The organism is Micromonospora sp. C51 (assembly GCF_018070435.1).
GTDB classification, from domain to species: domain Bacteria; phylum Actinomycetota; class Actinomycetes; order Mycobacteriales; family Micromonosporaceae; genus Micromonospora; species Micromonospora sediminimaris.
Genome location: NZ_JAGPXQ010000001.1, coordinates 1 through 20,531 on the forward strand (window position 1 = coordinate 1; position 20,531 = coordinate 20,531).

At 72.4% G+C, this 20,531-nt stretch carries 19 protein-coding genes; 12 read left to right on the plus strand and 7 right to left on the minus strand.

The features are described 5' to 3' along the window. Positions 1-1,824: sulfatase-like hydrolase/transferase (locus KBX50_RS00005; protein ID WP_374224560.1), on the minus strand; the 1,824-nt coding region annotated here is incomplete at its 3' end. After that, a complete protein-coding gene (locus KBX50_RS00010; protein ID WP_210933501.1) occupies positions 1,821-2,642 on the minus strand; it encodes a CDP-alcohol phosphatidyltransferase family protein in 822 nt (273 codons plus the stop codon). The genes KBX50_RS00010 and KBX50_RS00005, both read right to left, overlap by 4 nt. A 96-nt stretch (positions 2,643-2,738) precedes the next feature. Between KBX50_RS00010 and KBX50_RS00015 the strand changes: the two genes are divergently transcribed. From KBX50_RS00015 to KBX50_RS00045, 7 genes are all read left to right on the plus strand, one after another. Next, positions 2,739-3,719 carry a zinc-binding alcohol dehydrogenase gene (locus KBX50_RS00015; RefSeq protein WP_210933503.1) on the plus strand — a complete coding sequence of 327 codons (981 nt, stop codon included), beginning with the start codon at positions 2,739-2,741 and terminating at the stop codon, positions 3,717-3,719. A gap of 3 nt (positions 3,720-3,722) precedes the next feature. Then, positions 3,723-4,154, plus strand: a complete 432-nt coding sequence (locus KBX50_RS00020; RefSeq protein ID WP_093402329.1) for a 6-carboxytetrahydropterin synthase — start codon at positions 3,723-3,725, stop codon at positions 4,152-4,154. Further along, a complete protein-coding gene (locus tag KBX50_RS00025; protein ID WP_307870769.1) occupies positions 4,138-5,190 on the plus strand; it encodes a glycosyltransferase family 4 protein in 1,053 nt (350 codons plus the stop codon). Before KBX50_RS00020 ends, KBX50_RS00025 begins: the two co-directional genes overlap by 17 nt. Next, entirely contained in the window at positions 5,187-6,011 is an 825-nt protein-coding gene (locus tag KBX50_RS00030; protein WP_210933504.1) for a class I SAM-dependent methyltransferase, read from the plus strand. The genes KBX50_RS00025 and KBX50_RS00030 overlap by 4 nt, the downstream gene beginning before the upstream one ends. 62 nt (positions 6,012-6,073) lie before the next feature. Then, on the plus strand, positions 6,074-7,036 hold the full coding sequence (locus KBX50_RS00035) for a lysylphosphatidylglycerol synthase domain-containing protein (RefSeq protein WP_307870770.1): 963 nt from the start codon (positions 6,074-6,076) through the stop codon (positions 7,034-7,036). Between the two features lie 11 nt (positions 7,037-7,047). Next, positions 7,048-7,689 (plus strand): GTP cyclohydrolase II, encoded by a 642-nt coding sequence (gene ribA / locus KBX50_RS00040; RefSeq protein WP_210933505.1) that lies wholly within the window; start codon positions 7,048-7,050, stop codon positions 7,687-7,689. Next, the gene (locus KBX50_RS00045) at positions 7,686-8,402 is read left to right on the plus strand and encodes a dihydrofolate reductase family protein (protein WP_307870771.1); all 717 of its coding nucleotides are present in this window, start codon (positions 7,686-7,688) and stop codon (positions 8,400-8,402) included. Before ribA ends, KBX50_RS00045 begins: the two co-directional genes overlap by 4 nt. Here KBX50_RS00045 and KBX50_RS00050 read toward each other — a convergent pair. From KBX50_RS00050 to KBX50_RS00070, 5 genes are all read right to left on the minus strand, one after another. Then, positions 8,360-8,938, minus strand: coding sequence for a GNAT family N-acetyltransferase (locus KBX50_RS00050; protein ID WP_210933506.1), 579 nt, complete (start codon positions 8,936-8,938; stop codon positions 8,360-8,362). The genes KBX50_RS00045 and KBX50_RS00050 overlap by 43 nt on opposite strands. Beyond that, positions 8,931-10,973, minus strand: a complete 2,043-nt coding sequence (locus tag KBX50_RS00055) for a penicillin acylase family protein (protein ID WP_210933507.1) — start codon at positions 10,971-10,973, stop codon at positions 8,931-8,933. The genes KBX50_RS00050 and KBX50_RS00055 overlap by 8 nt, the downstream gene beginning before the upstream one ends. After that, positions 10,970-11,779 (minus strand): ABC transporter ATP-binding protein, encoded by an 810-nt coding sequence (locus KBX50_RS00060; RefSeq protein ID WP_210933508.1) that lies wholly within the window; start codon positions 11,777-11,779, stop codon positions 10,970-10,972. The genes KBX50_RS00055 and KBX50_RS00060 overlap by 4 nt, the downstream gene beginning before the upstream one ends. A gap of 113 nt (positions 11,780-11,892) precedes the next feature. Beyond that, entirely contained in the window at positions 11,893-12,915 is a 1,023-nt protein-coding gene (locus tag KBX50_RS00065) for an iron chelate uptake ABC transporter family permease subunit (protein WP_210933509.1), read from the minus strand. Then, complete coding sequence (locus tag KBX50_RS00070; protein WP_247672905.1) at positions 12,912-13,868, minus strand: iron ABC transporter permease; 957 nt, start codon at positions 13,866-13,868, stop codon at positions 12,912-12,914. The genes KBX50_RS00065 and KBX50_RS00070 overlap by 4 nt, the downstream gene beginning before the upstream one ends. 225 nt (positions 13,869-14,093) lie before the next feature. Here KBX50_RS00070 and KBX50_RS00075 point away from each other — a divergent pair, with 225 nt between their 5' ends. From KBX50_RS00075 to KBX50_RS00095, 5 genes are all read left to right on the plus strand, one after another. Next, complete coding sequence (locus KBX50_RS00075) at positions 14,094-15,122, plus strand: ABC transporter substrate-binding protein (protein ID WP_210933513.1); 1,029 nt, start codon at positions 14,094-14,096, stop codon at positions 15,120-15,122. Positions 15,123-15,265: 143 nt separating this feature from the next. Then, the gene (locus KBX50_RS00080; protein WP_210933516.1) at positions 15,266-16,816 is read left to right on the plus strand and encodes an aspartate aminotransferase family protein; all 1,551 of its coding nucleotides are present in this window, start codon (positions 15,266-15,268) and stop codon (positions 16,814-16,816) included. A 35-nt stretch (positions 16,817-16,851) separates the two neighbouring features. Continuing rightward, positions 16,852-18,132, plus strand: a complete 1,281-nt coding sequence (locus KBX50_RS00085) for a lysine N(6)-hydroxylase/L-ornithine N(5)-oxygenase family protein (protein WP_210933518.1) — start codon at positions 16,852-16,854, stop codon at positions 18,130-18,132. Continuing rightward, positions 18,129-18,707, plus strand: a complete 579-nt coding sequence (locus KBX50_RS00090) for a GNAT family N-acetyltransferase (RefSeq protein WP_210933520.1) — start codon at positions 18,129-18,131, stop codon at positions 18,705-18,707. Before KBX50_RS00085 ends, KBX50_RS00090 begins: the two co-directional genes overlap by 4 nt. Further along, positions 18,704-20,509: an IucA/IucC family siderophore biosynthesis protein gene (locus tag KBX50_RS00095; RefSeq protein WP_210933521.1), complete on the plus strand. Its 1,806-nt coding sequence runs from the start codon at positions 18,704-18,706 to the stop codon at positions 20,507-20,509. The genes KBX50_RS00090 and KBX50_RS00095 overlap by 4 nt, the downstream gene beginning before the upstream one ends. Positions 20,510-20,531: the final 22 nt, after the last annotated feature.

The following is a 20,531-nucleotide window of genomic DNA, read 5'->3' on the forward strand; positions in this document are numbered from 1 at the left end:
GGGTTGGGCTTGGGGGCGGGATCCGGTGGGGCCGAAGGCGGTGAGGAAGCGGTCGCGGAACTCGTTCATCGGCCAGACCGGTGCGTTCGGGTCCGGGGTCAGGCCGTCCTGCCAGCCCCAGTCGTCGGTGCGTTGCAGCACCGACGGGTCCTTGGTCACGATGTGGATCGGCACGTCGTGGCTCGGGTTCTCGCCGGTGACCACCGGCGCGGGCTGGTGGTCACCGACGAAGACCAGCACCGTGTCGTCGTCGCCGTACCGTTCCACGTAGGAGATGAGGGTACGCAGCGTGTAGCTGACCGAGTGCCGGTAACCGGTGCGGGCCTGCGCCGTCGGCGTACCGATGATGCCCCGCCGGAACACCTCGCCGTCGTCGATGGTGTCCCAGTCGACAAGCGACGGCACCTTCGTCCAGGGCGAGTGGCTGGAGACCAGGGCCAGCTCGGCCATGACCGGACGATCCTGTTGCCCGGCCAGCTCCCGCTGATGGAACTGGTGGATGGCGAACTGGTCAGGCATCGGGGCGAAGGCGAACTTGGGGCCCTGGTAGCCCAGGTCGGGACCGCTGTAGAACTGCTCGTAACCGTAGAAGGCGCCCTCCGGCCATGCCTGGTTGACCGCCGGCATCACCCCGACGGTACGCCAGGAGGCGCGCCGGAACGCGTCGCCGAGGGTGAACCGGTCGGTGGCGAGCAGGTTCCGATAGCGCTGGTTGTTGTCGACCCACAAGCCGGACAGCAGAGTGGCGTGCGCCAACCAGCTCGCCCCGCCGATGGTCGGCGAGGTGAGGAAGCCGCTGCGGGTGGCGAACCCGGCCGTGGCCAGCCGGTCGGCGCTTTCGTCGAGCATCCGGGGGATGGACGCGAACTCGGCGTCGGTGACCGCGTCGCGACCGTAGCTCTCCACGAACGCGATCAGCACATCCTTGCCGCGCAGGCCGGTGAGCAGCTGGTCGGCGGGCACGTCCCGGAACGGGTCCACCCCGACCTCGCTGGCGAACGCCTGGCGGTCGTACAGCCGGTCCCGGACCTCGGCGGCATGCTCCTGAACGAGGATGGTGGCGTTGGTGTCGGCCATCGGCATGGCGGGCACGATCCGCGCCCCGAAGGCGGCCAGCACCGCCCAGACCACCACCAGCGTGGCAACCGCCCGGGTGCTGCCGGTGCGGTGCCGGGTCAGCAATCCGGACAGCCGTACCGCGGACAGGGCGGTCAGCAGCGGAACGGTCAGCAGTAGCAGCCCGATGCCGAGCGCGATGGCTATCGCGCCTGGCCGGCCGATCGACTCGGCCACGAAGGTGAACGCCTCGTCCAGCAGCGACCAGTCCAGCACCAGGTCGAACGGGCGACCCAGCGAGGAGTAGAAGCCCAGGTCACCGACCTTCACCACGGCGACGAGCCCGAGCAGTCCACCGGCCAGCGCGGCCACCACCCGGCGGGGCCGACCGGGCAGCGCGAGCAGCAGCGCCGCCAGCAGCAGCGCCTCCAGCGGGATTCGCAGGAACGCGCCGGGTTCCAGCTGCCACGGCCGGTTGGGCAGGGTGAACGTGACAAGCACCAGCAGCGCGGCGAGGGCCGTGGCCACCCGCGCGAGGATCCGTCGGCGCAGGGTGACCGGCGCTGGCCGGGACGCGGCGTCATCCGCCCCGGCCTGGCGCGACGCGACGGTCCCGTTCCCGGGCGCGTCGGTATCGCGCGCCTCGATCACCTCGGACGGACCCGCTGCGGCGGCGTGATCGTGGGGGGCGGTGGCGGTGCGCGGATTCTGGTCGGCGTCGGGCGTGGACGCCGGGTCGGCGATCGACAACTGGGTCTCCCGGGTCAGCGCAGCGACAGGACGGGGGCGGTGGACAGGTCGCGCTCGTCGACCCGATCGGCCCGCCGCACGCCGATCGGCACCGTCGGCATGGTCGGCACCGCCGGCACCACCAGTGCCGGCACGGTCCGGACGGGTCGGTGCCGGAACAACCAGCTGACGTCCCGCCCGAACGACTCGACCAGCAGGCCGATCGCGGCCACCAGCACAACCGTGGTCAGCATCCCGGGCAGCACCTGGGCGGCGGCGACCGCGAGCATGATCCCCTGGACCGCGGCGACCACCTTACGCCAGTACCGGTGCGGCAACTGCGCGTTCATCCAGGGCAGCACCCAGCCGGCGACCAGGAAGACATACCGCATCAGGCCGATGGCGAGCACCCAGGCGCCGACCGAGGGGGCGACGTAAAGGCTCAGCATCAGCACCAGGAACGAGTCGACCTCCATGTCGAACCGGGCGCCGAGGGCGCTTGTCGTACCGGTGCGGCGGGCCACCTTGCCGTCGACCGCGTCGAGTGCCAGGGCCACCGCGGTCATCGCCACCAGCAGCGCCACCGGCGCGGGGCGACCGCCGGTCAGCGAGTCGGCGATCAGCGCGGTCACCGCCCCGACCAGCAGGCCGCGACCCATCGTCACCCAGTCGGCCGGTCCCAGCCGGGTCGAGCCCGCGTGACGCAGCCCACGCACGAGCGCCACGCAGGTCACCGCCCCGTACGCCAGCCCAGCCAGCCAGCCCGCGACACCGAGACCGACCGTCGCGGCGAGCACCGCCAGCAGCACGATCTGGACGATCAGCCCGATTTGCGGACCGGTTCGAACTGTGGACACCGTGCCTCCGTGTTTATGATCGACGACCCCTGCCAGGGAACTACGGAAAATACGACGGATCGGTTCGGTCTGGACGCAGGTAAGGAGAAAAATCCGGTGACGCGTACCGCCCACGCCTTCTGGCTCCGGGCTCCCGGTGCGGGTGAGATCCGTCCGGTGACGTTGCCGGAACCGAACGCCGACGAGGTCCTGGTGCGCAGCCGGTACTCCGGGGTCAGCCGGGGCACCGAGACTATGGTCTTCACCGGGGGCGTGCCCGCCAGCCAGTACGCCGCCATGCGCGCCCCGTTCCAGGATGGCGACTTCCCGGCCCCGGTCAAGTACGGCTACCTCAGTGTCGGCGAGGTCGAGCAGGGCCCGGCGCACCTGCTCGGGCGTACGGTGTTCTGCCTGCACCCGCACCAGAGCGCGTACGTGGTGCCGGCGGAGGCGGTGACCGTCGTACCGGCGCAGGTGCCGGCGGCCCGTGCCGTGCTGGCCGGCACGGTGGAGACCGCCGTCAACGCGTTGTGGGACGCCCCGCCCCTGGTCGGCGACCGGGTGACCGTGGTCGGGGGTGGCATGGTCGGCTGTGCGGTGACCGCCCTGCTGGCCCGCTTCCCCGGGGTACGGGTGGAACTGGTCGACACCGATCCGTCCCGCGCCGAGGTGGCCGCCGCGTTGGGTGTCGACTTCGCTGACCCCGAGACCGCCAGCGACGGCCGTGACCTGGTGCTGCACGCGAGCGCCAGCGCCGCCGGCCTGCAACGCGGCCTGGACCTGCTCGCGCCGGAAGGCACCCTGCTCGAACTGAGCTGGTACGGCGACCGACCGGTGCAACTGTCCCTCGGCGGCGCGTTCCACTCCGGACGACTGACCATCCGCAGCAGCCAGGTCGGCATGGTGGCGCCGGCGCGACGCGGCAGTCGCAGCTACGCCGACCGGATGGCGCTCGCCCTGGACCTGCTTGCCGACCCGGCGTTCGACGTGCTGATCACCGGCCGGTCGCCGTTCGCGGAACTGCCCGACGTACTCGCCCGACTCAGCGGGGGCGACCTGCCCGCGCTGTGCCACCTCATCACCTACGACGGGGAGTGAACCGTGTTCAGCGTGACCGTCCGTGACCACATCATGATCGCGCACAGTTTCCGTGGCGAGGTCTTCGGCCCCGCCCAACGGCTGCACGGCGCGACGTTCGTGGTCGACGCCACCTTCCGCCGACCGGACCTCGACGACGACGGCATCGTGGTCGACATCGGACTGGCCACCGAGCAGCTCAAGGCGGTGCTCGGCGAGCTGAACTACCGCAACCTCGACGACGAACCCGCGTTCGCCGGGCAGAACACCACCACTGAGGTGCTGGCCCGCACCATCGCCGACCGGCTCGCCGAGCGGGTGGCCGCCGGTCAACTCGGCGGCGGTGCCCGGGGCCTGACCGGGATCACGGTCACCCTGCACGAGTCGCACGTGGCGTGGGCCAGCTACGAGCGGGCGCTGCCCGGCTCGACCGCCGTCGGTGAGGGCACCGCCTGACGTGCCGACCCTGCACGTGATCCTGCCGGGCGACATCGACGACCCGGCGTCACCCAGCGGCGGCAACGGTTACGACCGGCGGATCTGCGCCGGGCTCACCGTCGCCGGCTGGTTGGTCCGCGAGCACGGCGTGGCCGGTGACTGGCCGCGACCGTCCCCGGCGGCGCAGGCTGCGTTGGCGCGGGTGCTGGCCGGTACGCCGGACGGTGCGCTGGTGCTGGTCGACGGCCTGGTCGCCTCGGTGGTGCCGGACGTGCTCGCCGCGCACTCCGGGCGGTTGCGCCTGGTCGCACTGGTGCACCTGCCCCGGGAAGACGACACCGAGGCCCGGGCGCTGGCCACGGTCACCGCCGTGGTGGCCACCAGCGCCTGGACCCGTGACGCGTTGCTGCGGCGGTACCCGCTGCCCGCCGAACGGGTGCACGTGGCGCCGCCCGGGGTGGACCCGGCATCGCCGGCGACCGGCTCGGCGACCGGTTCGGCCCTGCTCTGCGTCGCGGCGGTCGCCCGGCACAAGGGACACGACGTCCTGGTCGAGGCAGTGACCATGGTGGCCGACCGGCACTGGACGTTGACCTGCGTCGGACCGCTGCACCGGGAGCCGGAGTTCGTCGACCGGCTGCGGGAGCGGATCACCGCCGGGCGGCTCACCGACCGGATCCGGCTGACCGGGCCGTTCGCCGGCGACCGGCTCGCCGCCGCGTACGCCGCCGCCGACCTGCTGGTGCACCCGTCGCGCGGTGAGACGTACGGGATGGTGGTCACCGAGGCGCTGGCGCGCGCCGTGCCGGTGCTCGCCACCGCCGTCGGCGGAGTGCCCGACGCCCTCGGGCGCACGGCGACGGGCGACCGGCCGGGTCTGCTGGTGCCGCCCGACGACCCGACCGCGCTGGCCAGGGCGTTACGCCGCTGGCTCGACGACGCGGCCCTGCGTGAGCAGTTGCGGCACGCCGCCGTCCAGCGACGGGACACCCTCGCGGACTGGGACAGCACGATCGCCCGGATCACCACCGCCCTGAAGGAGGCGTCGGCATGAGCATCGATCTCCCGCCCGATTTCGCGAAGTGGCTCGCGCTGCGGGAACCCGCCGACGTGGCGGCCCGGTCCACCGACCTTGTCGACACGCTTAGTGCGACGCTGCGCGCCCCCGGGCCCCTCGTGATTCATGATCTCGGTGCCGGGACCGGCTCGCTGGCTCGCTGGCTGGCCCCGCTGCTGCCCGGCGCGCAGCACTGGATCCTGCACGAACAGGACCCCGACCTGCTGGCCCGGGCCCGCGCCGGCATGCCCGCCACCGCCGCCGACGGCGCCCCGGTGACCGTCGAGACGCGCCAGGGCGACCTGACCCGCCTGACCGCCGCCGAGCTGGCCGACGCCGCACTGGTCACCGCCTCCGCCCTGCTCGACATGCTGACCGTCGAGGAACTCGACAGACTGGTCGCCACCTGTGCCGAGGCCGGGTGCCCGGCCCTGTTCCTGATCTCCGTGACCGGCACCGTGCGGTTGACCCCGGCCGACCCGCTGGACGACGAGGTCGCCGCCGCCTTCAACGCCCACCAGCGGCGTACCGTCGGTGGTCGGCGGCTGCTCGGGCCGGACGCGGTCGACGCCTGCGCCGCCGCCTTCGCCCGGCACGGGGTGGACGTGGAACGACGCCTCAGTCCCTGGCTGCTCGGTCCGGAACAGGCCGCCCTGGTGGCGGAGTGGTTCACCGGATGGCTCGACGCGGCTCGGGAGGAACGTCCCGAGCTGACCGCCCTTACCGATGAGTACGCACCCCGTCGGCTGGCGGAGGCTGAAACCGGTCGGCTCGGGGTACTGGTCGGTCACGTCGACCTGCTGGCGCTGCCCCGTTGAACCGGCAGCCCACCAGCTGCGTGCGTACAGTCAGGGAAGATCGTCATGCCGGGGAGGCACGAGTGGGGGATGAAGCTGGCGGCGCCGCGCCCACGGCGACCCCGGTGGGCCGGTCGTTCTGGGGCTGGGCCCGTCTGGTGCTGGGACTGGCCGTCCTCGTCGGGCTGCTCTGCTGGTTCGGCACCGGTCCGTTCCTGGCCGGACTGCGGCTGATCGACGCGCCGGCCCTGGCCGCCGCGCTCGCCATCGGCGTCCTCACCACCGTCTGCGCCGCCTGGCGGTGGAGTCTCGTCGCGGGTGGGCTCGGCGTACGGCTGCCACTGCGGGAGGCGGTCGCCCACTGCTACCGGGCGATCTTCCTGAACGCGACGCTGCCCGGCGGAATCCTCGGTGACGTGCACCGCGCGGTGCGGCACGGCCGCGACGTGGGTGACGTCGGACGCGGCATCCGGGCGGTGGTGTGGGAGCGGATGGCCGGGCAGGTGGTGCTGGTCGCGGTGGCAGCGGTGCTGCTGTTCGCCTTCCCGTCGCCGGTGCGTCCGTTCCTGCCGGTGGCGACCGCCGTGGCGGTGGCGGTGCTGGTCGCCGTGGTGCTGGCCGCCCGGCTGCTGCCGCAGTCCGGTGCCTCCCGGTGGGCGCGCGCGTTGGGCACCGCCGTCTCGGACGTCCGACGCGGGCTGCTCGGCCGGCGTACCTGGGCCGGGGTGCTGTTCGCCTCGGCGCTGGCCGTCGCCGGGCACCTCGCCACCTTCCTGGTGGCGGCACGCACTGCGGGTTCCACCGCCCCGTTGACCCTGCTGCTGCCTTTGACCCTGCTGGCCCTGCTCGCGATGGGGGTGCCGGCCAACGTCGCCGGGTTCGGCCCCCGCGAGGGGGTGGCCGCGTGGGCGTTCGCCGCCGCCGGCCTGACCGCCGCCGAGGGGGTGGCTACCGCGACGGTGTACGGCGCCCTGGTGCTCGTCGCGAGCCTGCCCGGAGCCGCCGTGCTGCTGGCCCGACGTATCCGTGTACCCGCCACCGTCTGACGAGGAGACCCATGTCCGAATCACTGCCTGTCGCCACCATCCGGACGCAGGTCACCGTGCCGCTGCGGTTCCCCGACGGTTACACCACCACGGCCCGGCTGTTCACCTTCGACGGGCTGGTCGACGGCCGGGAGCACCTCGCCTTCGCCCTCGGCGACACCGCCGCGGCCGAACGCGGCGGGAACGTGCCCCTGGTCCGCCCGCACAGCGAGTGTCTGACCGGCGACGTGTTCGGCAGCCAGCGCTGCGACTGCGGGCCGCAGTTGCGCGAGGCGGTGCAGCGCATCGCCGACGTCGGCGGCTACCTGCTCTACCTGCGCCAGGAGGGCCGGGGCATCGGGCTGTACGCCAAGCTCGACGCGTACGCCTTGCAGGACGCGGGGCTGGACACCTTCGAGGCCAACGTCGCGCTCGGTCACGCCGAGGACGAACGGGACTACACCGTCGCCGCGCAGATGCTCGCCGCGCTCAGCGTCGGACCGATCGCGGTGCTGAGCAACAACCCGGAGAAGACCGATCAGTTGGGTCGGCTCGGGATCACCGTGACCGAACAGGTGCCCACCGGCGTGTTCCTGTCCCCGGCCAACGCCGACTACCTCGCGGCGAAGGCCAGCCGCGCGGCCCGCACCGCCGACCTTCCCTGCGTCCGGTGACCGGCCCGCCCGGGGTGGCCCGGCCGTACGTGCTGCTCAGCTGCGCCACCTCGATCGACGGCTACATCGACGACGCCACCGAGGAGCGGCTGCTGCTGTCCAACGACGCGGATCTCGACCGGGTGGACGAGGTCCGCGCCGGCTGCGACGCGATCCTGGTCGGCGCCGGCACCGTCCGCCGTGACGATCCCCGGTTGCTGGTGCGCTGCGAACGGCGCCGGGCCGCGCGCGTCGCCCGTGGCCTGCCGGCGTCGCCCACCCGGGTGACCGTGACCGGCTGCGGCGACCTGGATCCGCAGGCCCGGCTGTTCACCGTCGGCGACACCGAGCGGATCGTCTACAGCGCCAGCGGCGCGGTCGAGAAGACCCGGCACCGGCTGGGCGGGCTGGCCACCGTGGTCGACGCCGGTGACCCGGTCGACCTGGTGCGGATGCTGGCCGACCTCGCCGAACGGGGCATCGGCCGGCTGCTGGTGGAGGGCGGCGCGGGCGTGCACGGACAGTTCCTCGCGGCGGGGCTCGCCGACGAGTTGCACCTGGTGGTGGCCCCGTTCTTCGTGGGTGACCGGCGGGCACCGCGGTTCGTCGGCGAGGGCAGCTTTCCGTGGCACCCGGGTCGGCGGGCACAGGTGGTCGAGGCGCGTCAGATCGGTGACGTGGTGCTCACCCGCTACGCCCTGTCCGAACGCTGCGAACCGACGCCGGCCGACTGACGGTCGAGGAACATCAGTCGGGCTCGCTTGTCGGCCAGATCGATCAGCGGGCCGTCGACGAAACCGGCCCGCCGCAACCGGGTGATCGCCTTGTCGTTGCGGGCGTCCGGCTCCATCACCAGACGTAGTCGGCTGCGGTCGGTGAAGACGAAGGAGACGAACTCGCCCAGCAGCGTGCCGGTGAACCCCGGTTCCGGCCGTACCGGGGTGCCGATCAGCAGGTGCCCACCGTGGTCACCGGGGCGCACCGGGTAGCACTCGCCGACCGGGTCGTGCTCGGGTTCGTAGGTCTGGAACAGCGCCACCGGGTGCCCGTCGCGCAGGGTGAGGTACGCGTGATGGGTGGAGAGCGAGCCCACGTACCGGTAGATCTCGGCGACCTGCTCCCGGTCGGCGTCGCGCATCCCCCAGAACCGGGCCCGCTCCTGACTGACCCAGGAGTGGATGACGTCGGCGTCGGTGTCGGGCTCGACCGGCCGGAAGGTGACCACACCGAATCGGGGCACGTGTCGTTCGTAGTGGTGACCGTCAGTCATCATGCTCCTCGGTCAGCCGGTCCCAGTCACAGCCGGTCTGGATCAGGTCGCCGCCCAACCACAGCGGCAGTTGGTCGTCGCGGTGCGGTCCGCTGCCGGTGGCGCCGAGCGGCACCACCCAGCGGCTGTCGTCCCGCCGGGCCAGGTCCCACACGTAGCGGGCCGCCGGCCCGCGCAGGCACAGGTCGGTGACTCCGGGGACGCTGGAGGTGGCCAGCACACAGTCGTGGTCGCCGGAGAGCTGCGGACCCGGCGGCGCGGCCGGCTCGGGCAGCGCCTGCCACGGCAGGAGCCGGTGCCGTTCGCCCCAGCACGGAGGGTCGCCGTCGGCGGCCACCTCCGTCAGGGCCTCGCTCAGCAGGTCGGCCCGATCGAGGCCGGGCAGGTCGGCGTGCAGCAGCGGGGTCACCGCGTACCCGACCCGGGGCAGCAGGGCCAGCCACGGCCGGAACACCTCGGGATAGGCGGGTGGTTCGGCCAGCACCGCCAGCGCGGGGTGGGCGGCGAGCCGACGAGTCACGGCGGCCCGCAGGTCGGCGAAGGCGGCGGCGTCCACGCTGTCGGCGGTCATCCGGCGATCCCAGGCCCGCAGACGTTCCCGCAGCCCGGCGGCGGCCGGGCCGAGCCCGTCCAGCGTGGCGAGCAGGTCCAGCAGCGGCGCGGCGGCGGCCAGATGAGTGTCGGTGTGCACGGTCGCCAACTGCTCGGCACGCCAGTCGTCGGTGGCGTCCAGCAGTTGGCGGATCCGGTCGGCCCGGTATGGCGGCGCGAACTCCACCCCGAGTTCGGCGGCGATGCCACGGTCGTTGGCCATCACCGCCACCCGGTCGACCGGTGCCTTCGGCATGTCGTGCCAGCCCTGCCAGGCGTGGCTCGCCTCCCAACCGGGGACCACCCGCAACCCGTTGTCCGGGTGGCGACGCGGCACCCGGCCGGCCACCCGGTGCAGCAGCCCGCCGGCCGTGTCGGCCGCGAGGACCACGTTCACCGGTTCGACCCAGCCGTCCAGTGCCGCGTCGACGTCGTCGACGGTCCGTGCCCGCAGCAGCGCCGGCAGGACGCTGAAGCCCAGCTCACCGAGGACGCGGGGCGGATGGCGCAGGCTGACCGTGACGGCCGGGTCGTCGTCGGGCCCACCGGAGATCAGCGGTCCCCGGTCGGTCTCGATCACCTCGACCTCGACCGGTTCGGCTCCGGCCACCTCGATCGTCTCGACGTGCCGGTGCGCGAGCCGCCACCCGTCCGGCCCGTACGCCTCGACCCGGTCGCCCCGGCGGCGCAGCCGTTCGGCGTACCCGTCCTGGTAGTCGGCCATCGCGTTGGTGATCGCCCAGGCGACGCGGCCGGCATGACCGAAGTGGGGGATGCCCGGAACGCCGGGCACGGCGAACCCGAGCACGTCGTACTCCGGGCAGGCGAGGCGGATCTGCTGGTAGATGCCGGGCGCCTCGATGATCCGGTGCGGATCGCCGGCGATCAGGGCGGCCCCGGTGGCGGTGCGGTCGGCGGCGAGCAGCCAGCCGTTGCTGCCCGAGGTGACGTGGTTGTCGACGGCGAACAGGCCGGTGGCCCGCACGCCGAGCCGACGTGCGACGTGGTCGCGCCAGAGTTTGGTGCCGAAGCCCGCGAAGAGCACGTGGTGACCGAGCCAGATCGCCAGCGGCGTCCACGGCTGCCAGCGGCCCGGTCGCAGGCCGGTGGCGGCGAACTCCGGAGCCTGCGCCGCAGCGGCGGCCAGCGCGTCGTTGACCCCGTCCACGTAGCGACCCACCCATTCGGCGGTGGCCGGGTCGAGGGCGGCGTGGCAACGTCGCGCGGTGTCGTCGAGCCGCACCCGGCGGGCGAAGCTGTCCCAGGCCACCGCGTCGGCGCCGAGGAACGAGGCGGAGGTGCCCTGGGACCGGTGCCGTTCCACCTCGAGCTGCCAGGCCCGGTCCAGGGCGGTGACCCGGCCCTGGGCGTAGGCCAGCGAGAGATGGTCGTCGGCGCGCAGGTGCGGGACGCCGTAGTCGTCGCGGTAGCGGCGGGCGCTCACCGCGCCACCGTACCGGCTCGGGCGCGGGCTGCCGGAACCACGAGCGGAGTACCCGTCTCCGGATCGTCGATGACCCGGCAGGGCAGGCCGAAGACCTCCTCGACCAGCTCGGCGGTGACGATCCGGCGGGGTTCGCCGGCGGCCACCACCCGGCCATCGCGCATCGCGATCAGGTGGGTGGCGTAGCGGGCGGCGTGGTTGAGGTCGTGCAGCACCGCGACAAGCGTGCGGCCCTGCTCTTCGTGCAGCCGGGCGCACAGGTCGAGGACCTCGATCTGGTGGGCGATGTCGAGGTACGTGGTCGGTTCGTCCAACAGCAGCAGGGGCGTCTGCTGGGCCAGCGCCATGGCCAGCCAGACCCGCTGCCGCTGGCCACCGGAGAGTTCGTCGACCAGCCGGTCGCCGAGGTCGTCGACGCCGGTGGCGGCCATCGACTCGGCGACGATCCGCTCGTCGTCGGGGGACCACTGCCGTAGCAGTCCCTGGTGCGGGTAGCGGCCCCGGGCCACCAGTTCGGCCACCCCGATGCCGTCGGGGGCGATCGGCGACTGGGGCAGCAACCCGAGCGTACGGGCCACGGCTCGGGCGGGCAGCCGACGGATGTCCGCGCCGTCGAGCAGCACGGCCCCGGCGGCCGGCTTCAGCAGCCGCGACAGCGCCCGCAGCAGCGTGGACTTACCGCACGCGTTCGGGCCGATGATGACCGTGAAGGAGCGGTCGGGCACGGCAACGGTGAGGTCCTCGGCGACGACGCGTCGGTCGTAGGCGAGCCGCAGCCCGTTGCCACCGAGCCGGGAGGTCGACATGCTGGTTGCTCCGTTCTCGGGTGTCGTGGTCGGGACCGTTGTCGTGATCGGGAACGGTGTCATGGTCGGGAACGGCACGGTGTTCGGCTGCGGTTCGCGGGACGGTCCGGGCATCACAGCCGGCCCGCCCGGCGCTCGGTGGCCAGTAGCCACACCAGGTAGCCGCCGCCGATCACGCCGGTCACCACGCCGACCGGGAGCTGGCCGGGGAGGGCGCGCAGCGCGACCTGATCGGCGACGACGGTGATCAGCGCGCCGATGAGCGCCGCCGGCAGCAGGGTGACCCCGGGTGCCCGGGTGAGCCGGCGGGCGAGGTGGGGGGCGGTGAGGGCGACGAACGGCACCGGCCCGGCGGCGGCTGCGGACAGCGCCACCAGCAGCACCGCCCCGGCGAGCAGCAGCATCCGCATCCGGTGCACGCTCACCCCCAGCCCGCTGGCGGCGTCGTCGCCCAGCTCGGTCATCCGCAGCGCCGGAGCGCAGGCCAGCAGCGCCGGCACCAGCACCACGAGGGCGACCAGCAGCGGCACGGCGTCGGACCAGCCGCGGCCGTCGAGGCTGCCGGTGAGCCAGAGCATCGCCCGGGAGGCGCTCATCAGCGGCACCCGGGTCATCAGGTAGCCGTTGACGCCGGTGAGGATGGCCGACATGCCGATGCCGACCAGGACCAGCCGGTAGCCGTGCACGCCGCGCCGCCAGGCGATCAGGTAGATGAGCAGGCCGGTGACCACACCGCCGAGGGCCGCGGAGCCGGCGAGGGCGGCGCTGCTGCCGCCGACGGCGACCACGACGAGTGCGCCGGTTGCCGCGCCCTGGGTGAAGCCGAGCACGTCCGGGCTGCCCAACGGGTTGCGGACCAGCGCCTGGAAGACCGCTCCGGCCAGACCGAGGGCGGTGCCCACGGCCAGGCCGGTGACCAGCCGGGGCAGCCGCAATTGGGTGACGATGAACTCCTCGGCGGCGCTGCCGCCACCGCTCAGGGTGCGCAGCACGTCGACCGCTGACATCGGGTACTCGCCATGTCCGACGGCCAGTACGCCGACGCCGATGGTGAGCAGCAGGCAGACCGCGCCGACGGCGAGGACGCGGGGACGCAACCGGACCGAGAGCCGGCCGGGCGTACGAATCACGATCATGAGCGGGTCGTCCTCGACCTGAGCACCAGCGTCAGGAACAGCGGGCCGCCGACCACGGCGGTGATCAGGCCGACCTGAAGTTCGCCGGGACGGCCGACGACCCGGCCGAGCACGTCGGAGCCGAGCAGCAGCACCGGGGCGAGCAGCGCGCAGTAGGGCAACAGCCAGCGCAGGTCGGGGCCGGTGAGGGCACGGACCAGATGCGGCACGAGCAGCCCGACGAAGACGATCGGTCCGCAGGCTGCGGTGGCCGCCCCGCAGAGCAGAGTGATGGCGAGGATCACACCGGCTCGGGCCACGGCCGGTCGGGCACCCAGGGCCTGCGCGGCGTCGTCGCCGAGGGCGAGGGCGTTGAGCGGCCGGGCGGCGGCCAACGCGACAAGCAACCCGACGGCGATGAACGGCAGCACCCGCAGCACCGTGCCGGTGTCGGCGCTGGCCAGTGACCCGACGGTCCAGAACCGCAGCCGTTCCAGACCGGCCGCGTTGAGCAGCATCACCGCGCTGACGTACGAGTACAGGGCCGCGTTGAGTGCCGCGCCGGCCAACGCCAGGCGGGCGGGCGTGGCCGCGCGACCGCCACCGACCGCGTACACCCCGACGGTGACGACGGCGGCGCCGAGCAGCGCGAACCACACCTGCCCGGTGCCGCCACCGAGGCCGAACAGGGCGGTGGCGGTGGCGATGGCGGCGGCGGCTCCGGCGTTGATACCGAGCAGACCAGGGTCGGCCAGGGGGTTGCGGGTGAGCGCCTGCATCGCCGCGCCGGCCACGCCGAGCGCGGCGCCGGCCAACAGACCGAGCAGCGTGCGCGGCAGCCGCAACTCGCGGACGACCGCGTACTCGGCGGCGTCGCGGTCGGTCAGGGCGTGCCAGACCTCGCCCGGGGGGATCTGCTTGGCGCCGACGGCCATGCTGAGCACCGCGACCGTGAGCAGGGTCAGCGCGGCCATGAGGAGACCGCTGGCGCGTAGGGCGGTGCGGCGGTGCCGGGGCGGTGCGGTCGACCGGGTCGGCGTCTCGTAGGGTGGCGACTCGATGACGGACAGTGTGAACTCCAGTGTGGTGCGAAACGCCGTCGGGACTTGACAGGAGCCGAGTCTAGGCACGAGGTTAGGTTAGGTTAGCCTAACCCCCGGCTGTCCATGGTCCGAGACCCTGATCGAAAGACGACACGAATGTCTGAGCACCTCTCTCCCCGTCGCCTCTCCCGCCGGGGGCTGCTCGCCGTCGGCGGTGCCGCCGTGGCCGCCGCACTTGTCGGCTGCGGCCGCGACGATGCCTCCGGAGCCAACGGCGACAACGCCTCCGGGCCCTGGTCGTTCACCGACGACCGCCCCGAGGAGGTCACCGCCGACGCCCGACCGGACCGGGTGGTCGCCTTCACCGGTTCCGCCGCGGCACTTGTCGACTTCGGACTCGGCCGCGAGATCGTCGGCGTCTTCGGTGAGACGAAGAAGGCCGACGGCAGCGTCGAGCCGCAGGCCGGTGACCTGGACGTGGAGAGCGTGGAGATCCTCGGCAACGTCTGGGGCGAGTTCAGCGTCGAGAAGTACGCCGCCCTCCGCCCGGAGCTGCTGGTCACCCACATGTACGACCCGGGTGCCTACTGGTACGTCCCGGACGAGAGCAAGGACAAGATCCTGCCGCTGGCGCCGGTGGTGACCATCACCACCGCGCGGGTGCCGATGACCAAGCCGATCGAACGGTACGCTCAGCTCGCCGAGTCCCTCGGCGCCGACCTGTCGGCGCCCAAGGTCACCGACGCCAAGGCACGGTTCGAGGCCGCCGCCGAGGCGGTACGCCAGGCCGTCGCGGCCAATCCGGGCATCAAGGTGATGGCCGCCTCCGGCAGCCCCGACCTGTTCTACGTCTCCAACCCGAAGGTCAGCACCGACCTGATGTACTTCGCCGAACTCGGCGTCGACATCGTGGTGCCGACCAAGCTGGAAGCCGGCGACTACTTCGAGGCGCTCAGCTGGGAGAACACCGGCAAGTTCCCCGCCGACCTGATTCTGCTCGACAACCGCAGCACCGCCCTGCAACCCACCGACCTGGCCGCCAAGCCCACCTGGAAGCAACTGCCCGCCGTGCAGGCCGGGCAGGTCACGCCGTGGGACGCGGTGCCCCGCTTCTCGTACGCGGGCGCGGCTCCGCTGCTGGAGAACCTCGCCAAGGCGATCCAGGGGGCGAAGAAGCTCACCTGACGCCGCCGGGCGGCCGGCCACGGTCGACCACCGCACCGGCCGCCCCGCCACCCCTCCCAGAACCGAACTGCCCGCCGCCCACCTGTCGTGCGGCGGGTTCCGGCTGCCCGAAAACCGAACCGCCGATCGTGGAGGACACGTCCATGACCCTGCCGGTGCACACCGCCGAGGCAACGCCGACCCACCCGAAGCCCGAGACCACACCCGCCCGGGCACACCTGCTCAACGACGACACGGTCGAGCAGTACCGCCGGGCGGTGGCCGCCGGCACCGACCGGGTGGCCCGTCGGGTGGCGGAGGCGAACGGACCCTTCACCGGCGTACGCCCGGACGAACTCGCCCCTCAGGTGGAGGCGATCGACCTGGACCGGCCGCTGGGCGACACCACCGCCGCGCTCGACGAGTTGGAGGACGTCTACCTGCGCGACGCGGTCTGGTTCCACCACCCTCGATACCTGGCCCACCTCAACTGCCCCGTGGTGATTCCGGCCCTGGTCGGCGAGGCGATCCTCAGCGCCGTCAACTCCTCCATGGACACCTGGGACCAGAGCGCCGGCGGCACCCTGATCGAGCGTCGGCTCATCGAGTGGACCGCCGACCGGATCGGTCTCGGCCCGGCCGCCGACGGGGTGTTCACCAGTGGCGGCACCCAGTCCAACCTGCACGCCCTGCTGCTGGCTCGGGAGGAGGCGCTGGCCGCCGCGACGCCCGCCGACCGACGGATCCTGCTGCCCCAGCTGCGGATCATCGCCTCGGCGGCAGGTCACTTCAGCGTGCAGAAGGCGGCAAAGCTGCTCGGCCTGGCACCGGATGCGGTCGTGGTGGTGGAGACCGGCCCCGACCGGCGGATGCGCCCCGGCGCGGTCCGCCACGAGATCGCCCGCTGCCGGCGCGCCGGACTGACCGTCATGGCGGTGGTGGCCACCGCCGGCACCACCGACTTCGGCACCATCGACCCGCTCGACGACATCGCCGAGGTGTGCGCGACGTCCGGCGTGTGGCTGCACGTCGACGCCGCGTACGGCTGCGGGTTGCTGGTCTCACCCACCCGCCGGCACCTGCTCGACGGCATCGAACGCGCGGACTCGGTGACGGTCGACTACCACAAGTCCTTCTTCCAGCCGGTCAGCTCCAGCGCGCTGGTGGTCCGCGACCGGCGGACCCTGCGGCACGCCACCTGGCACGCCGACTACCTCAACCCGGCCCGGATGGTCGCCCAGCGAATCCCCAACCAGGTCGACAAGAGCCTGCAGACCACCCGCCGGTTCGACGCGCTCAAACTCTGGCTGACCCTGCGGGTGATGGGGCCCGACGCCGTCGGTGAACTGTTCGACGAGGTCTGCGACCGGGCCGCGCAGGCGTGGGCGCTGGTCGCCGCTGACCCGCGCTTCGAGGTGCTGACCCGGTCACAGCTGAGCACCGTGGTGTTCCGCTGGCGCCCCACCGGACCCGGCCGGGACCTGGCCGACGCGGCCAACCTGCGGGCCCGCGAGGCGTTGGCCGCCTCCGGTCTCGCCGTGGTCGCCGGCACCAGGGTCGACGGTCGTCAGTACCTCAAGTTCACCGTCCTGAACCCGGCCACCACCACCGAGGACGTCGCCTACGTGCTGGACCTGATCGCCGAGCATGCCGGCCGTCACGTGCACGAACACGCCGGTGCGGCCACCGCCGACCTGACCTGCTCGGTCGGCTGACCATGCCACCTGCCAACCCGAGCCTGGAGGGCCGGATGGAAAGCTACGACTTCATCGGGATCGGCCTCGGGCCGTACAACCTCGGCCTGGCCTGCCTGACCGCACCCGTCGCCGACCTCGACGGGCTGTTCCTGGAGGCCCGCGACGACGTCTCCTGGCATCCCGGCATGCTGCTGGAGTCGTCCCGGTTGCAGACGCCGTTCCTGGCCGACCTGGTCACCCTCGCCGACCCCACCTCGCCCTTCTCCTTCCTCAACTACCTCAAGGAGATCGGCCGGCTCTACCCCTTCTACATCCGGGAGAACTTCTTCCCGCTGCGGGTCGAGTACGACGCGTACTGCCGCTGGGCCGCCGCCAAACTGCCCAACCTGCGGTTCGGCCACCAGGTCACCGCCGTCGAGTACGACCCGACCGACGACCGGTACGTGGTGACCGCCACCGTCGACGGCGCCACCGTCACCCACCGGGCCCGGCACCTGGTGCTCGGCACCGGCACCCCGCCACACCTGCCGGGCACCTGCGCCGGCCTGACCTCCGACGCGGTGCACAACTCCCGGTACCTGGAACACCGGGACGCGTTGCAGGCCAAGCGGAGCATCACCATCGTCGGCAGCGGGCAGAGCGCCGCCGAGATCTACCACGATCTGCTCGGCGACATCCACCACCACGGTTACCAGCTGAACTGGGTGACCCGCTCGCCCCGCTTCTTCCCGCTGGAGTACACCAAGCTCACGCTGGAGATGACCTCGCCGGACTACGTGGACTACTTCCACGCGCTGCCCGAGCCCACCCGGTACCGGCTGGAGGCCGAGCAGAAGGGGTTGTTCAAGGGCATCTCCGCCGAGCTGGTCAACGACATCTACGACCTGCTATACGCCTCCAGCATCAACGGCCCCGTGAACACCCGGTTGCTGACCAACACCGAGCTGACCGAGGTCACCCACGACCAGAGCACCGGCATGCACACCCTGCGGTTGCGCCACGTCGAGCAGGAGCGGGACTTCACCCTGGACACCGAGGGGCTGGTGCTGGCCACCGGCTACCGGTACGAAGTGCCCGCGTTCCTGGAGCCGGTCCGGGACCGGCTGCGCTTCGACCAGCACGGTCGGCTCGACGTCGCCCGCAACTACAGTGTGGACTCCACCGGGCGTGGCGTGTTCCTGCAGAACGGGGGCACCCACACGCACAGCATCACCTCGCCAGATCTCGGCATGGGTCCGTACCGCAACAGCTGGATCATCCGGGAACTGCTCGGCCGTGAGCCGTACCCCATCGAGAAGTCGATCGCCTTCCAGGACTTCGGGGTGACCGGGTGAGCCAGCTCGTCTACACCCGCCACGATGCGCGACTCGGCGTGTTCGCCCTGCGTACGCTCGACGTGGCTGCCGACGCGCCGCTGCTGCACCGGTGGGTCACCCACCCCAAGGCGGCGTTCTGGCTGATGCAGGACGCCGACGTCGACGCCGTGGTCGCCGAGTACCAGCGCATCGCCGATCATCCGCACCACGAGGCGTGCCTCGGTCTGTGGCGGGGCGAGCCGGCGTTCCTCGCCGAACGTTACGATCCGGCGCGCGTCGAGCTGGTCGGCCTGCATGACGCCCGGCCCGGCGACGTCGGGATGCACTTCCTCTGCGCGCCCGCCGACACCCCCGTGTCCGGCTTCACCCGGGCGGTCATCACCACCGTGCTGGCCTGGCTTTTCGCCGACCCTGCCACGGCGCGGGTCGTGGTCGAGCCGGACGTGCGCAACACCGCCGTGCACGCGCTCAACGCGGCGGTCGGCTTCGAGGTGGTCGGACCGGTCACCAAGCCGGAGAAGACGGCCCTGCTGAGTATCTGCACCCGGCAGCGGTTCCTGGCCGCGACCCGAGACGAAGGAGTACCGGCATGACCACCCGTGACCCGGTCGCCCACCTGCGCCCGCAGACCTGGGAGCGGGCCAACCGCCTGCTGGTGCGCAAGGCGCTCGCCGAGTTCACCCACGAGCGCCTGCTCACTCCCGAACCGGACGGCCCGGCTGCCGCCGACGGCGCCGGCCGCCGCTGGTACGCCGTCACGGCCGCCTCCGGCGCGGTCCGGTACCGGTTCGCGGCCCGGGTGATGACCCTGGAGCACTGGGACGTCGATCCGGAGAGCATCAGCCGGCACCGGGACGGCGAGCCGCTGCCGCTGGACGCGGTCGACTTCTGCCTCGACCTGCGCGACGCGCTCGGCCTCACCGACCGGATCCTGCCGGTCTACCTTGAGGAGATCACCTCCACCCTCGCCGGCCTGGCGTACAAGCTGGACCGGGCGCTGCCCAGCGCGGCGAAGCTGGTGGAGGCCGACTTCCAGACCATCGAGACGTCGATGACCGAGGGCCACCCCTGCTTCGTGGCCAACAACGGGCGACTCGGCTTCGGTGTCGACGAGTACCACCGGTACGCCCCCGAGGCGGCCCACCCGGTCCGGCTGATCTGGCTCGCCGCCCACCACGGCCACGCCACCTTCACCAGCGCCGCCGACCTGGACGAGGAGACGCTGCTCCGCACCGAACTGGGCGAGGAGACCCTCGCCCGGTTCGCCGCGACCATGACCGAGCTGGGCCTGGACCTCGCCGACTACCACCTCATCCCGGTGCACCCCTGGCAGTGGTGGAACAAGCTGTCGGTGACCTTCGCCGGCGAGGTGGCGCGTCGCCGGCTGGTCTGCCTCGGTGAAGGCCCCGACGAGTACCTCGCCCAGCAGTCCATCCGCACCTTCTTCAACGTCAGCCACCCGGAGCGGCACTACGTCAAGACGGCGCTGTCCGTGCTGAACATGGGCTTCATGCGGGGCCTGTCGGCCGCGTACATGGAGGCCACCCCGGCCATCAACGACTGGTTGGCCGACCTGATCGACGGCGACGAGGTGTTCCGGGCCACCGGGCTGACCATCATCCGGGAGCGGGCCGCCGTCGGCTACCGGCACCGCCAGTACGAGGCCGCCACCGACCGCTACTCGCCGTACCGGAAGATGCTGGCCGCGCTCTGGCGGGAGAGCCCGGTCCCCGACCTGGCTGACGGCCAGCGACTGGCCACCATGGCGTCACTGCTGCACGTCGACGCCGACGGTCGGTCGTTCGCCGCCGAGCTGATCGCCACCTCCGGGCTGGCGCCGGCGGTGTGGCTGCGCCGCTACCTGAACGCCTACCTGACTCCGCTGCTGCACGCGTTCTACGCCTACGACCTGGCGTTCATGCCACACGGCGAGAACGTCATCCTGGTGCTGCGCGACGGGGCCGTGGAGCGGGCGATCTTCAAGGACATCGCCGAGGAGATCGTGGTGATGAGCGCCGCGGCGCAGTTGCCGCCGGCGGTCGAGCGGGTCCGCGCCGACATCCCGGAGGACATGAAGCTACTGTCGATCTTCACCGATGTCTTCGACTGCTTCTTCCGCTTTCTCGGCGCGACCCTGGCCGATCAGGGCGTCATCGGCGAGGAGGAGTTCTGGCGTACCGTGGCCGACTGCGCCAGCGAGTACGCCGGCCAGGTACCCCACCTGGCCGACCGGCTGGCCCGCTACGACCTGTTCGCCCCGGAGTTCGCGCTGTCCTGCCTCAACCGGCTGCAGCTGCGCGACAACCAGCAGATGGTCGACCTGGCTGACCCGTCCGCCGCGCTGCAACTGGTCGGTGCCCTGACCAATCCGATCGCCCGCTTCGCGCCGTCCTGACCTGCGGCACACCCGGTCCCGA

Bases quoted from the DNA above. Each gene is read 5' to 3' on its own strand.
- KBX50_RS00030 (WP_210933504.1), top strand. From the start codon at position 5,187: ATGAGCATCGATCTCCCGCCCGATTTCGCGAAGTGGCTCGCGCTGCGG.
- ribA (WP_210933505.1), top strand. From the start codon at position 7,048: ATGTCCGAATCACTGCCTGTCGCCACCATCCGGACGCAGGTCACCGTG.
- KBX50_RS00050 (WP_210933506.1), bottom strand. From the start codon at position 8,938: ATGACTGACGGTCACCACTACGAACGACACGTGCCCCGATTCGGTGTG.
- KBX50_RS00060 (WP_210933508.1), bottom strand. From the start codon at position 11,779: ATGTCGACCTCCCGGCTCGGTGGCAACGGGCTGCGGCTCGCCTACGAC.
- KBX50_RS00065 (WP_210933509.1), bottom strand. From the start codon at position 12,915: ATGATCGTGATTCGTACGCCCGGCCGGCTCTCGGTCCGGTTGCGTCCC.
- KBX50_RS00070 (WP_247672905.1), bottom strand. From the start codon at position 13,868: ATGGCCGCGCTGACCCTGCTCACGGTCGCGGTGCTCAGCATGGCCGTC.
- KBX50_RS00075 (WP_210933513.1), top strand. From the start codon at position 14,094: ATGTCTGAGCACCTCTCTCCCCGTCGCCTCTCCCGCCGGGGGCTGCTC.
- KBX50_RS00080 (WP_210933516.1), top strand. From the start codon at position 15,266: ATGACCCTGCCGGTGCACACCGCCGAGGCAACGCCGACCCACCCGAAG.
- KBX50_RS00085 (WP_210933518.1), top strand. From the start codon at position 16,852: ATGGAAAGCTACGACTTCATCGGGATCGGCCTCGGGCCGTACAACCTC.
- KBX50_RS00095 (WP_210933521.1), top strand. From the start codon at position 18,704: ATGACCACCCGTGACCCGGTCGCCCACCTGCGCCCGCAGACCTGGGAG.